Consider the following 13102-nt stretch of genomic DNA (forward strand, 5'->3'; position numbering starts at 1 on the left):
CCTACGACTTCGCGGTAAGATAGCCCGCCTGCCCGTCCTTGTCGATCACGCAGTACGCTACCCCGGTCTTGCCGCTCGACCATGCCGTCCCGTTACCGCCCACGAGGCTCTTGCAGTTGTAGAAGCACTGGTTCCCCGTGCATCCCGACGGCAAGGTCCAATCCGCATCCACGTAGATCGTCGTGAGCCCCGAGCACCCCGCGAAGGCATAGAAGAGGTCCGTGAGAGACGACGGGTCAAGCCCCGTCAGATTCAGCTCCGTCACGGACGTGCACGAGGAGAACGCGTGCCGTATCTGCGACACCGGCGCCAGGTTCCCCAGCCCCTCGAAGGACGTGATCCCCGTGTAGGCGTAGAACCAGTAGTTCAGGTTGAGCTCCGTGAAGCCCGCCGCGGCCATGTCGGAGAGGACCCTCACCTTGGTGAACCGGCTCTTGGAGTCCGACCAGGGAAGCCCCGAGGCCAGCTGGTATTTGGCCTGGGCGCAGGCCCGGCCGCGACCGGCGACCCTGCGCGACCACTCCACGTCCTCGGAGGCCGAGATCTCCAGGTACCCGTCGGTGTAGACCGTCCCCCAGAACCACTGGCGCGGGTCGTTCCCGGGGTCCGTCAGCACCCCGCCCTCGCCCAGCTTGCAGATCGAGTAGGCGGAGGAGTTCCCCGCCACGGTCCCGTCCGTGCCGCCCACGAGCCTCTGGCAGCCGTAGAACATCTGGAAGCCGGAGGCGAGCGCCGAGGCGTCGAAGGAGGTCGCGTAGACCGACTCCAGGTAGGTGCAGGACACGAAGCACTGCTTGGCGGTGGTCATCCCCGAGAGGTACTGGAAGCCCACCACCTCGGTCATCGCTGACATGCTGTTGAAGAAGTAGTCGAAGTTGGTGAGGCCCAGCTCCTTCACGACCGTGGCGAAGCTCTCGTCGATCCACACCCGCGTGACGTCGCCCCTGACCGAGTGCCAGGGCCGGTCCGAGGCGCCTGCGTAGCCGTCGGTCGAGACCTCCCAGGCCTCCTTGACCGTGGCCGACCCGCTCTTCACCTGCCGCCCGTCCAGGTAATTGAACTCGAGCGTCCCGTCCGAGAGGAGAAGGGCCCTCGGCTTCAACCCGGTGTCCCACACAAGGTCCCGTATCGTCTGCGCCATCTCTGAGGGCTTGTACTTCGTAGTCAGCCCGTTCTGCCCGCGAATGGCGTTCGCGATTTCGGTAAACATCGCTTCGCCGATGACCCCGGTCGAGGTCCCCAGGGCCGCCGTAGTGGCGTTTCCTTCGTTGGTGCCATCCAGCGCCGTGACAGCCGCCGCCATCTCCGAAGGCTTGTAGGTGGTCGCCGTCCCGTTCTGCTCGCGTATCGCGTTCGCGATGTCCCCGAACACCGACTCGCTAATCAATCCAACACCCATTGCAACCCTCCGTCATTTCGACCAAGCGAGCGAAGCGAGCGCGTGGAGAAATCTACTCGCATGTCAGTAAGACACCCCGCTCAAGTCAGGGAACTGCGTCGTCACCCATTCCTTGGTCGCGTAGGCCGAGAGGTCAGGCGTGGCCCCAGTCGCTCCCGTCTTGCCGGTATCGCCCTTGTCGCCCTTCTCGCCTTTGAGCGAGGCGAGCTGCTCGGCCGTGAAGTCCTCGAACGTGAACGCATCGCCCTTGGCCCCGGTCGCGCCGGTGGCCCCGGCGTCTCCCTTGGGCCCCTGCGGACCAACCAGGTCGGCCGAGGAAGTCCCAGACGCCGAAGTGACCGTGAGCACGGTCCCGTCCCACGAGTGCGTGCAGGAGACGCCATCCGCGCCGTCTTTCCCGTCGGCCCCGGCAGGCCCCTGTTCCCCGGTCTCGCCCTTCTCTCCCTGGGGGCCCGTTGCCCCGTCCTTGCCGTCGAACTCGCCCGCGTCCTTTGCCGCCTTGAGTTCGGCGGCCACGGCCAGCGCGTCGTCGGTGGCGGACTCGTAGGCCTTGATCGCCTCCACGAACAGCGTGAACCCGTCCCTGATAGACAAGGTTCCGACGAGCGAGGTCCCCACCTCCACGTCGAAGGCAGGCGAGGCTATCGACCGCTCGCCCCACGACAGCAGGGCCTCGCACTCCGCCGACCCCTCGTCTGCCGCCATGGCCGCAGGCCAGAACACCCGGAACTTTCCGGCGGCCGCGTCCACCGCCTCGAACGCCTCGCAGCCCCGCGTGTGCGCCTGCCGGTGCCGCCACACGAGGTAGAGGTGGTAGTCGTCTCCCGACAGGTCCAAGGCGGACCCGTCCCGCGTGATGGTCAATGCCATCCCACGCCCCTTTGCGTCCTGGGGCGATGCCGTGAGAGATGCCGCGATCTGCGAGTCCGCCGCGTCCCAGGTAACCTCCGCCAGCCCGTCGGTATCCAAGATTTCCGCTGTGTCTGCCATCAATACGCCTTCCCGCTCAGGTCCTCAAAGGAAGCCACCGTGTCGCTCGCCGCCGAGGCCGTCTCCTCCACCGTGGCCACCCGCTGAACGATCTCAGCCGATGCCGTCCAGGTCGCCTTCTCCACGCTTCCCAGGGTTACGTGGCACTGGGGCCTGCCCGCCCCGAAGGTCCGCACCCGCTTGACGCACCGGGCCGTCAGCCGCCACTCGGGGGCTCGCGAGGTGTCGATGACGGCCACGTCGTCCCCAAGCCCGACCGGCACCCCGCCGTCGATCACGGCCACGTCGCACTCGTATGACACCTTGGGCACGCAAGCCTCGGCCAGTGCTGCCTTGGTGAGGGCCAGCAGCTCGGTGGCGTCCTCACAGTCGGAGAAGACCACCTGCCCGAAGCTGTGCACCCGCTCGCCCCTAGAGACGTCCCACCGCCCCCAGAGCGCCCGCGCGTCCTCGTCCCCGACCCACTTGACCCCGCCGTTCACATCGGCAAAGCTCAGACGCCGCGTATAGCCCCCGGTCGCGTTCCCCTCGTCATCCTCGATGGGCAGGCCCTTTCCCCAGCCGTACAGGGCTGTGAACACCTCGTCCTCCAGCACCGTCCGGGTGCAACCGACAAGGTTATGTCCGTAAGAGAAGCGAGCGCCTTTCCACGAGCCACGCCTGTCCAACAGCGAAACAATTCTTTTGGAGATCCGCCCGCCCTCGACCTCGTAGGAGCACTCAAGCTCCCCGCCCCAGACGGATTCGACCCGCCGCAGCGCCGCCAAGGCGTTCGAGTGGTACAGCAGCGCCCCGCGCTTGGTCGCGTCGTCGCAGGTCACGCAACCCAGCGACCATCGCGTATGCGAGAGCACGGCGCCCATGGCCTGCGAGGCGGTCTTGGCCACCAGCTGCTCCTCCTCCACGAAGTCGCGCAGCAGCTCGCAGAGGGAAGACTCGGCATAGACGTGCGCCACCCCGGCGGTCTCCTCGTCGGTACGCACCACCTCGTGCTCCCGCCAAACCGCGGTGTCGGGGTCGCGCCACACCAGCCGGTCGCCCTTCTCGGGCACCACAAGGCAGTCGAACTCCAAGGTGTCCTCGCCGCCCAGCTCCTCGGTATGAGTCATGGAGCCCAAGGTAGGCAGCACCCCCAGCCGCTCGTCCCACCGGTCGAAGAGATAGAGAGCCGGAACCGCCATCACGCCCACCTCTCAACCCAGGAGACCGTGTGCGAAGAGCAGCCAGAGAACATGAGCGAATGAGTACCAGGAACCAGCGAGAAGAAGTCCGACCCGAGTATCACCTTGTCGGTAGCGTCCGCCCCGTTCAGGGTCACGGTCTGTGCCAGGCAGTCGATAACGATAAGATCGCCCGCCGAGAAGGTGCCCTCCACGGTCACGCCCAATCGGCCCTCGGCCACGGATACGGAGGATCCAGCATCAGCCGTGATCGTGATGACCGGCCAGGTCGCCCACGTCCCGCCGACCTCGAAGGCATCCTCTGTGGAGCTGACCCCGTTCCCGTAAGCGATGGGGTCAAAGCAGGTGAACGTCACCACGGCAGACCCGCTCGCGAACAGGTCCGACCAGTCCGACACCCCCGTGCACAAGGCATCGTGCCATTCAAGCAGGGGCTCCCCAGGCACCACCAGCACGCCGCCATCGGTCGCCAGCAGCCAACCCCGCAAGAGCCTGTGAACATCGGCAAGCTCGGCCGTCGTGAAGGCATGGTTGTCCATGAAGACGCGAAGCCGCAGTGTAAGAGGCTCCACCTCGCCAGAGAGCAACACGCTGCCCGGCCTTCCAGGAACCTCGGCGGTCGTTACCTCAACCACGTGCCCCACCGGCTCGATCAACTCGACGGTCAGGTACGCCGAGAAGTCATGCCCGTTGTAGGAGAACGAGCTCACAGCTGCCCCCGTGCCCGTGCGTAGGCCGTCGCTCTGCGCTGCTGCTCGCGTCCCAGCCGGTCGGTCTCAGCAGAACTGCTGGATGCCTGCACAGCATCCTTAGCGGCTCGCTGTCGTACCCACTGGGAATACGAGAGCCGCTTTGCATCGGCTTTCTCAGCCTTCTTGTCAGCCATTCTCAACCACCACCGTCAAGGAAAGGGGAACATCCCATATCCAACGCCCAGAGGAGTCACGCCCCGAATAGACGGGCTGCCCCACGTCACCAGCCAGCACCCGAAGCGGAGCATGCGTCGCCGCAAGCCAGTCGATGCCAGCGAGGTCCTTGGCGACCGAACGGGCCGTAACCTCGGCATCCTGCGGGGAGTCCATGCAGACGTGCACAGTAAGCGTGCGAACCCCACGCACATACCCATCCACCTGAAGAGACTCCCGCTCGAACTCCCCAGGCGATACCACGACCGGCTCCTCGCACAGCCAGGGTGCAACCGAAATCCCGTAGGTGTTGGAGTAGCCCAGCGCCCTCAGCGCCGAGACGACCACAATCGCCTCGCCCGAAGCCTCGTCGCTCATGAGTCACCACCTTTCAAGTAAGCCGTTGAAAGTCTCCCGGCGGGGGCACATCCGTCACGTGGTTGCGGCCCTCACGGGATAGAGGAAGGCAAGGAAGGGGCAACGGCCGCCACCCCTCCCGCGCGTCCCCCGGTGCTCCCGGGGCCCACCTTGTCTGCCAGTCGCCCGAAGGGCAGGCAATGATGGGGGCCGCAGGCCCCCATGCCCCCGCCTTCGCGGGAATCCGCTCCCGCGCCGCGACGACCGCATGCACATGCGAGGTCGCCTGCGGCGCGCTCACCCCAGCTCCAGCTCCCAGTGGTGGACCTGCCCCCGCACCACGCAGCAGCGCTTGCAAGACCTCACCCACATGCGGGGCAGGTCGTTCACCAGCACCTTGGACCCCGCCGGGATCTCGAAGGCTCCCTTGGAGTTCACGGCATCAACGAAGAGCCTGGCCGAGGCCGCGCTCGCGTGCGCCGGGTCGTCGATCACCGCATCGACCAGCTCCAGCCGCACGTGGCGTACCAGCCGAGGCGGCTCGTAGCCCCCGGCCCCGTCGGTCACGTAGACCAGCATGCTGTCGGGAAGGAGACGGGTTGGTATCGGCCTCATGTACCTGGCCATGCCCATCACCGTCCCGCCCCCGAGAATGCCATGCCCGTGCCCGCAAGCTCTGACAAGGCCGCAGCCCGTGCCACCTCCAGCCCGGTCGTGCCCTTCTCCATGTAGTTGGTCACCTTGAAGTCGCCGATCGCGTAGCCTCCGACCCGCCCCTCGCCGAACTCCGCGAAGGCGTCGGCGGAGGCGCAGACGGCGCAGCCCCAGCGCAGGATGTCCTCGACCTCGATTATCCAGGCTGACGACAGCCCGCCGCAGAGCTCGCGCACGCAGCGCAGGGCCGCAGGCAGGGCCTCCGCGTAGGCCTCCGCGCTCAGCGTCCCGCCGTATCGGTCCCTATAGAACGGGTAGGAGGGGCCGTTCACCGTCACGGTCGCCAGCTCGTCATCAGCCGCAGCCATGGCGCTACGCCGCCGGGGCCGCGGAAACGGCCACGCCCGCCAGCTTGTTGTCGAAGAGCTCCACGATCCCGTACTTGCGGTATTTCATCATGTAGGAGTCCAGGTTCTCCAGCTCGTCAGGCGAGAACACGCGGCTGGCGACGTGCTTGTCGAACTTGATCACGGCCGCCTTGTCCACGACCATGAAGTTGATGGCCTTGCCGCCGCTCGCCTTGGCATACCCGAACTGGTCGGAGTCGCCAGAGTTCAGCGTGATCTTGGTGTAGAAGCGCACCTGCGGCACCTCCACCACGCGGGCGAAGCGGGTGAGGACCCGGTTGCTCATGTTCGGGTTGGCAAGGCTGTAGTCGTCCAGCACGCCCTTGAGCGTCGGCGTGATGAAGAGGTAGCGGCTCCCAGGGGTGACCTGCGCCTCGTCCATGGCGTTCGTCACGGACCTGAGCGCCTTCAGCACGTCCACCGCCTCGGCAGTGGAGAAGTCGGCCTCGGTCACCGTCACGCCCGTATGTCCCGCGATCTCCGCGAACGTGTAGGCGTCCGCCTCCGGCGCCACCTGCGTCCGCTGCAGCTCCGCGCCTGCGGCAACGAAGCAGTCCAGGACGCCCGCCTCCTCGACGTCCATGACGTCCGCGACCAGCTTGATCCCGCGGTCGTAGGCGAACGTCTTCGTCTCGTAGCTGAAGTCGATCGCCCCGGTCTTGTAGCCAACGTTCCTCGTGTAGTCGCCCAGGCCGGTCACGCTGATCTTGGGGATCATGATCTCCTTGGCGTTGCGCCCGGCCCGCGCCATCCGCGCGGGCGAGTTCAGGCACGTCGAGCACGCCTCCCGCTGGTACACCCTATCCAGGATCGTCGTGTAGTTCTTTATCGCCGCAATGGAATTGGCCATCTGCTAGTTCTCCTTCTTCTGCGAAAGCCCCGCGATGCGCTCCCACCTCTTGAGGTCGCGCCCGTCCCCGCCCCCGGCCACGCCAGCGGGCTCCAGCCCGGTCGCGCCGGTTGTGGAGGTCTTGTGTGCCTGCAAGTCGTTCTGCAAGTTCGCCCCGAACAGCCACGGCTCGGCCTCCTTGAGTGCGGCCACGTCCCCGTCATGCTCCTCCAGGAGGGCACGGGCCGCCTTGACCGAGCGGGCACCGGCAGAGCGGAGCGCGAACTCGACGCGCTCGTCCGCCATCTGCTGCTTGAGCTGGGCTATCTGCGCGCTCAGGTCCTCGGCAGCCTTGGTGCTCTTGGCCGCCTCGGCCACCTGGGCCGCCAGTTCCGCGATCTTCGCGTCCTTGGCAGCGAGCTGCTTCTCGTAGTCCGTGCCGCCGGATGCGTCTACCTGGCACCCCGCCGCCTCCTGGGCGTCCGCGCCTGCTGCCTGCGTCCCGGCCTCGTCGCCGTGCGCCTGCTGGCTCGCGACCCCTGCGAGTTCCGTGACCTCCGCCGCCGTGCCATTCGCGTCACCTTCCATCGTGACCACCTTCCTAGTCGGGCGGGCATCCCGTAGACACGAAGATGCCCGCATCCTGTCGATACGGGCATCTTCCACGAGCGTCACAACGTGGAGTCTCATTTATGAGGTTGGGCACTCATCTGGGACTGATCTTCTCCTTCCACTCCTTCAGGTCAACGATGGACAGTTCCGGGTAAGGCTCCTTGGACGTGAACCTCGTTTCATTAAGGCAACGTTCGGCCCCGTCGCATATCGCCAGGGCGAGCGACCCGGCGTCCACGATGAAATCAACGTCTCTTGTTGGGGCTTGATCTTCGGGTGACGGGGTGACCCAAGTCGCAACGAGCCCGTTGCAGGCGTGCATGCGCAACTCGAAGTGGTACGAGAGTGTGAATCCGCCATCCTCTTCGGGCTTGTCATCGGTGGGCACGGGCACGTCGTAGTCTCCGGAATGGAGCAGCGAGCATCTCAGGTCGTAGCACATCTTTCCGTTCAGGACATGAACTTCCTGCCCTCCGACCATGGAAGATGCGGGGAAGAAGAAGTCGCCCTTGACCCACTCGTCGAACCAGGCGGCATACTGTGCACCGATGTCTCTACCGCCATTCTTGTGCTTCAGCTCAGGGTAAAGGCACTGCCCCATGGCATCGGGTACGGTCAGCGCCGTGAAGAGTGCCGGGATGATGCAGTCTTTGTCCACCGCCTCGCGGATCGATGAAATTAGCTTGTCCATCTCTTTGTCGCTTCGCTTCAGGCTCGATACTGAACCCAGCGACTCGTAATAATTCGTCGCGTCATAGAAGCATGCCCAGGGCAGTCTTGGCGAACGACAAAAGGATGGGAGCCAGGGTTGAAGAGCTCTTCGCAATGCTGGCTACCTTCTCAAGCTTTTCGGCGAACGAGGTCTCATCCTTTGATTTGGCAGCCGCATCAAGATCCTTGACTGCGTCTTGTGCCACCTGCTTCTCTGCGTCGCTGATGTTCAGGTCGATGATTGAGCCAATGGTTGCTCCAAGAGTCACATCGTGGATACTGGTCGTGGCGGTGGAGCTTGAAGACGAATCGGCATGAACCGAGCCGTCGTTGTGGAATGTCGGGGATACGTTTATCTGCACTGAGCTTGAATCCATCTGGTCCTGAAACCACCCTTCCGCGTAGCTCCTGCCCTTGTTTGTGACCTGAACCAAATATGGGGCGTCATCCGCCCACCTGACATCTATGAGGCCCGCTCGGGACAGCTCGCGATAGACATCGGCATTCGCACAATCGGTTTGCACGAAAGAGCTTTCCCCGGAATCATGCTTGCGCTTATCCTGGGCAGCGAGAACCATCATGAGCTCGTCAGCATCGTCGCGAACTGCCTGGAACCGCCTCCGTTCGCTGCGCGCCTGATCGTAGTGCGCCGCCCCAAGGGGGAGCATGCCTTGGAATAATGCAAGCTGATAGTTCATATCCGTGGTGAGTCGGATCATGCCCATGTTCTTCAGGGCAACGAAGGCACGGGTGATGCCGAGGTGTGAGAAGTCCTCGGCAACGCTATCTTGTCTCATCCATGCGATCGTGAGGGCGGTTTCCTGTTCTAGATTAAGCCCATTCAAATGGACCTCCTTACTAAAAAGGTGGCTTAGGTTGCCTGCCTCATGTTGATGCGAGAGGGATTGTCGTGTACCGCCGACTGCGCTAATGTAGCTAGCTGCACGAAGCGGAGGCAAGCCGTCCAAAACCCGCCTCCGCATCGCATCGAGAGGACCTCGAATTGCTGTTCGGGGTCCTACCTCTTCTTTACGCGCACGTGAACGTTCTTCGTGACGGTGCCAGTCTTCACGACCCGGCCGCTCTTGGTTACCCGGAACTTCGGGATGCGTACCTTCACGGTAGCCATACTGCGCCTCCTTTCATCGCTCTAGTGGAAAGTTCGACATCGCGCGGCAGCCAGCCTGTACGTCTACCTCCAATCACTCTGGGAAGGTGCTCTGCGACGAGCTAGACACTATCATCAACGCGTGTAAAATGCAATCATTGTCCCAAAGGCCGTGTAAGTGTCCTATACTGTCCATAGGAAAGTTTAGGATGGGGACAGCCATGAAGAAGAGCAACGTCATCAACCTTATCAGGTACCACGAGGACAGAAACGAGTCTGCGTTCCGCAACGAGGCAGCAGAGATCGCCCGCGACTTCGATGCCCACGGGGACACGCAGCTCGCCGAGTACGTGATGGCCCTCATCTCCGACGCCAACGCCTTCGTGCCGCAGGCCGTGGAGGAGGGCGGCGACTTCTTCGAGAAGGTGGAGCCGTCCTCGGCCCCGCTCCCCCTGCCCCAGGCGATCTCCGACGACGTGACCGGCATATGCAACGCCATCGCGCACAACGCGGGCGTGAACAAGTTCCTCTTCCAGGGGCCCCCGGGCACGGGCAAGACGGAGACGTCCCGCCAGATAGCCAGGATCGTCGCGCGCGACCTCTACCGCGTGGACTTCAACGCGGTCATCGACAGCAAGCTCGGGCAGACGGCCAAGAACATAGGGAGGCTCTTCCAGGAGATAAACTCCCTGCGTCGTCCGGACAAGGCCATCGTCCTGTTCGACGAGATAGACGCGCTCGCCCTCGACCGCGTGAACCAGCACGACGTGAGGGAGATGGGGCGGGCCACCTCGGCGCTCCTGCGCGAGCTCGACCACATGAACGACCAGGTCGTGCTCATCGCCACGACGAACCTCTTCAAGTCGCTCGACAAGGCGCTCGTGAGGCGCTTCGACGCGGTCATCGACTTCGGGCGCTACAGCAGGGAGGACCTGCTCGACATAGCAGAGGTGCTGCTGAGCGGCCTGTTTCAGCGCTTCAAGGGTGCGAGCCGGGACATGCGGCTCTTCAGGAAGATCATGTCGCAGATGAAGGAGATCCCGTACCCCGGCGAGCTCGAGAACATGCTGAGGTCGGCACTCGCGTTCAGCAAGCCAGACGACCCGCACGACTACCTGCGCCGCCTCTACGCGCAGGCATGCCCCGGCTCTTCCGTCACTGACCTCCCTAAGCTCAAGGCGCAGGGCTTCACGGTCCGCGAGATGGAGACGCTCTCGGGTGTTCCCAGGAGCACGATCTCCCGCGAGCTGAAGGAGGCCGGCGATGAATGATCTTCTCCAGCTCAAGGGACAGTTCCAGTATGGAAAGGCCAACGCCCCCGGCGCGCCCGAGCTGCCCAGGGGCCAGCACGTCACCGCCGAGCACCTGCGCGAACTGGCGGACAACCTGCGAGGGATTAAGAGGTATTGGACCGAGAACGACGTCCCGTTCGATCCACTCGTAACCGTGGTGTACCGCACCGTGGTGGCGAAGAGCAACCGCATCCGGCGCATCCTCGGAGGCACGAGCAGCAAGGCGAGCGACTCCATCGTCGGTGCCCGCTTCGAAGGCGAGGGAGACAAGACTCACCACGAGATAACCCATTGCGTCCCCATGGTGATCATCGACGAGTCAATTGCCCTGCTGGACACGTGCGCGTCCATAGTGGACAGGCGGTACGGCGGGGCGATAGACGATGCCGACCTCAAGCGAGTTAACGCGGGAGGTCTCAGGGAGAAGAGCGACCTCACCAAGAGCGCCTTCGCCCAGGCGATCCGTGACGCGCATTACGCGATGAGGTTCTACATCAGCTCCGCGCCGGGAGCGATTGACGGCTGGGCCATCGTGAGCGTCTACGACACGGGCTATAAGGACGTGCGCTCGTTCCTGGCCGACCTCGGATTCGTGCTGCCCCCCGACCGCGTGCTCGGCAACGCGGTGAGGCTCGACCCGGAAGAGTACGCCGGGCTCGTCGCGCGGTACCCCTTCCTCGTCTCCATGGCGGTCTCAGACATATCGACCCTGACCCCCGATGACTTTGGGGTGGAGACGGAGGGGATCGCGAGCATCCCCGCACCGGGGAGCGAGCCTGTCATCGGCGTACTCGACACACCCTTCGACGATAGGGTCTACTTCAAGAGGTGGGTTGAGGCGTACGACCTCACGCTCCCGGAGATAGAGTTCGACGAGAGCGACAAGAGGCACGGCACGGCGGTCGCCTCGCTGATCGTCGATGGTCCGAGCATCGTCCCGGAGCTGGACGACGGGTGCGGCAGGTTCCGCGTGCGCCACTTCGGCGTCGCCACGGGCAAGAGGTCGAGCTCCTTCGCCTTCATGCGCAACGTGAAGGAGATCGTGGAGCAGAACCGCGACATCAAGGTTTGGAACATCTCGCAGGGCTCCATAAGGGAGATCGCCCGCAACTTCATGTCGCCCGAGGCAGCCATCCTCGACGAGCTCCAGGCCAGGTTCGACGACATCGTGTTCGTGGTCTGCGGGACCAACCAGACCGCGCTCAGGCAGGTGAAGATCGGGGCCCCTGCCGACTCCATCAACTCGCTCGTGGTGAACGCCACGACCTTCGCCGGCGAGACGGCAAGCTACTCTCGTCGGGGGCCCGTGCTCGACTTCTTCAAGAAGCCTGACGTCTGCGCGGCGGGGGGCGACTCGGACAGGGGGATGCCCGTCTGCACGGGAACAGGCCGGTACCTCTTTACAGGGACGTCCTTCGCGGCGCCCTGGATCTCCCGCAAGATGGCCTACCTCATGCAGGTCATGGGGCTCACGCGCGAGGTCGCCAAGGCGCTCATCATCGACTCGGCTGCAGGCTGGGATTACGAGGGGGACATGTGGCGCGGCTACGGCCAGGTCCCCGTCCGCGTCGAGGACGTGGTGCAGTCCCACGACGACGAGATCAAGTTCACGCTCTCGGGCACCTCGGAGGGATACGAGACCTACAACTACGGCATCCCCGTGCCCATCGCCAAGGGCAAGCACCCCTACGTCGCCCGGGCCACGCTCTGCTACTTCCCCCAGTGCGACAGACGGCAGGGGGTCGACTACACCAGCACGGAGATGGACCTCCACTTCGGCCGCATAGACGACAAGGGCAAGATCAAGCCCCTCGACAACAACCGCCAGGGCGAGGAGGGCTTCACGACCACCGAGGAGGTCGCCCGCAAGAACTACCGCAAGTGGGACAACGTCAAGCACATCGGGGAAGAGCTCAAGGACAACGGCCGCGAGCGGAAGGCCTACTCGACCGGGATGTGGGGGATCAAGATCCGCACCACGGAGAGGGGTGACGGCCCGGACAAGAAGGGGCGGGGCCTGCGCTTCGGCGCGGTGGTCACGCTCAAGGAGATGAACGGCGTCAACCGAATCGACGACTTCATCCAGCGCTGCTCGCTCAGGGGCTGGATCGTGAACCGCGTCAACGTCCAGACAAGCGTGGACATCTACAATGCCGCCGAAGTCGACATCGACTTCGATGAATAGGACTCAAAATGTGCTGTGGGCAAATAAGGGCAATAGGGCTACGGGACCCCGGACGAACGGTCGGACCACGAGGTCCGGGATTGGAGTCCGTGATGTACACCAGGGAGGAGAAGGAGGGAATCCTCTGGGAGTTCCACCGGAGCGGGCTCTCCGCGAGGAAGGCCGCGAGGACGCTCCCGATGTTCCCCACCGCAGGCAACCTCTCCAGGTGGCTGAGGCTGGAGGACGCCGGCGAGCTCGTCGCCCGCGAGATGCCCGACCGCCTGGCGAGGATGCACTGCGCCCACGGCGAGGGCAGCCCGAGGTACGCCGGGCGCTGGGAGCGCGCCTCGCCCGCCCGTGGTGGCCTCGGACGGGAGGGAGACGTCGGAGGGGGGCCCGAGTTGGCGGGCACGGAGGGGCACACGGAGCAGACGGACTGGCGCGACTGGGGCCGCGACCTGCCGGAGGACCCGGCGGAGCGGGCGCGCAT

General features: G+C 64.6%; 14 protein-coding genes. 3 read left to right on the top strand and 11 right to left on the bottom strand.

Going from position 1 to position 13102, the window contains the following annotated elements; translation table 11 throughout:
- Nucleotide 1: 1 nt before the first annotated feature.
- The 11 genes from ACO59D_RS10265 to ACO59D_RS10315 form a co-directional block, all read right to left on the bottom strand.
- Nucleotides 2–1399, bottom strand: a complete 1398-nt coding sequence (locus tag ACO59D_RS10265) for a leucine-rich repeat domain-containing protein (RefSeq protein WP_485126896.1) — start codon at nucleotides 1397–1399, stop codon at nucleotides 2–4.
- A 63-nt stretch (nucleotides 1400–1462) separates the two neighbouring features.
- Nucleotides 1463–2389 (bottom strand): hypothetical protein, encoded by a 927-nt coding sequence (locus ACO59D_RS10270; protein ID WP_485126897.1) that lies wholly within the window; start codon nucleotides 2387–2389, stop codon nucleotides 1463–1465.
- Entirely contained in the window at nucleotides 2389–3570 is a 1182-nt protein-coding gene (locus tag ACO59D_RS10275) for a phage tail spike protein (protein WP_485126898.1), read from the bottom strand. The genes ACO59D_RS10270 and ACO59D_RS10275 overlap by 1 nt, the downstream gene beginning before the upstream one ends.
- Entirely contained in the window at nucleotides 3570–4280 is a 711-nt protein-coding gene (locus ACO59D_RS10280; protein WP_485126899.1) for a distal tail protein Dit, read from the bottom strand. The genes ACO59D_RS10275 and ACO59D_RS10280 overlap by 1 nt, the downstream gene beginning before the upstream one ends.
- 168 nt (nucleotides 4281–4448) lie before the next feature.
- Nucleotides 4449–4853: a hypothetical protein gene (locus tag ACO59D_RS10285; protein WP_485126900.1), complete on the bottom strand. Its 405-nt coding sequence runs from the start codon at nucleotides 4851–4853 to the stop codon at nucleotides 4449–4451.
- 276 nt (nucleotides 4854–5129) lie between these two features.
- On the bottom strand, nucleotides 5130–5447 hold the full coding sequence (locus tag ACO59D_RS10290; RefSeq protein WP_485126901.1) for a putative minor capsid protein: 318 nt from the start codon (nucleotides 5445–5447) through the stop codon (nucleotides 5130–5132).
- A 17-nt stretch (nucleotides 5448–5464) separates the two neighbouring features.
- On the bottom strand, nucleotides 5465–5854 hold the full coding sequence (locus ACO59D_RS10295; RefSeq protein WP_485126902.1) for a hypothetical protein: 390 nt from the start codon (nucleotides 5852–5854) through the stop codon (nucleotides 5465–5467).
- 4 nt (nucleotides 5855–5858) lie between these two features.
- Nucleotides 5859–6743, bottom strand: coding sequence for a hypothetical protein (locus tag ACO59D_RS10300; protein WP_485126903.1), 885 nt, complete (start codon nucleotides 6741–6743; stop codon nucleotides 5859–5861).
- Between the two features lie 3 nt (nucleotides 6744–6746).
- Nucleotides 6747–7310: a hypothetical protein gene (locus ACO59D_RS10305; RefSeq protein ID WP_485126904.1), complete on the bottom strand. Its 564-nt coding sequence runs from the start codon at nucleotides 7308–7310 to the stop codon at nucleotides 6747–6749.
- A gap of 118 nt (nucleotides 7311–7428) precedes the next feature.
- Nucleotides 7429–8025: a hypothetical protein gene (locus tag ACO59D_RS10310; RefSeq protein ID WP_485126905.1), complete on the bottom strand. Its 597-nt coding sequence runs from the start codon at nucleotides 8023–8025 to the stop codon at nucleotides 7429–7431.
- A gap of 61 nt (nucleotides 8026–8086) precedes the next feature.
- Entirely contained in the window at nucleotides 8087–8890 is an 804-nt protein-coding gene (locus ACO59D_RS10315; protein ID WP_485126906.1) for a hypothetical protein, read from the bottom strand.
- Nucleotides 8891–9374: 484 nt separating this feature from the next.
- On the opposite strand from ACO59D_RS10315, the gene ACO59D_RS10320 reads away from it, so the two are divergent.
- The 3 genes from ACO59D_RS10320 to ACO59D_RS10330 form a co-directional block, all read left to right on the top strand.
- Nucleotides 9375–10424 (top strand): AAA family ATPase, encoded by a 1050-nt coding sequence (locus ACO59D_RS10320; protein WP_485126907.1) that lies wholly within the window; start codon nucleotides 9375–9377, stop codon nucleotides 10422–10424.
- Nucleotides 10417–12630, top strand: a complete 2214-nt coding sequence (locus tag ACO59D_RS10325) for a S8 family peptidase (protein WP_485126908.1) — start codon at nucleotides 10417–10419, stop codon at nucleotides 12628–12630. Before ACO59D_RS10320 ends, ACO59D_RS10325 begins: the two co-directional genes overlap by 8 nt.
- Before the next feature lie 92 nt (nucleotides 12631–12722).
- Nucleotides 12723–13102 (top strand): hypothetical protein (locus ACO59D_RS10330; RefSeq protein WP_485126909.1); only part of this gene is annotated, 380 nt, incomplete at its 3' end.

The organism is Tractidigestivibacter sp. (genome assembly GCF_057241865.1).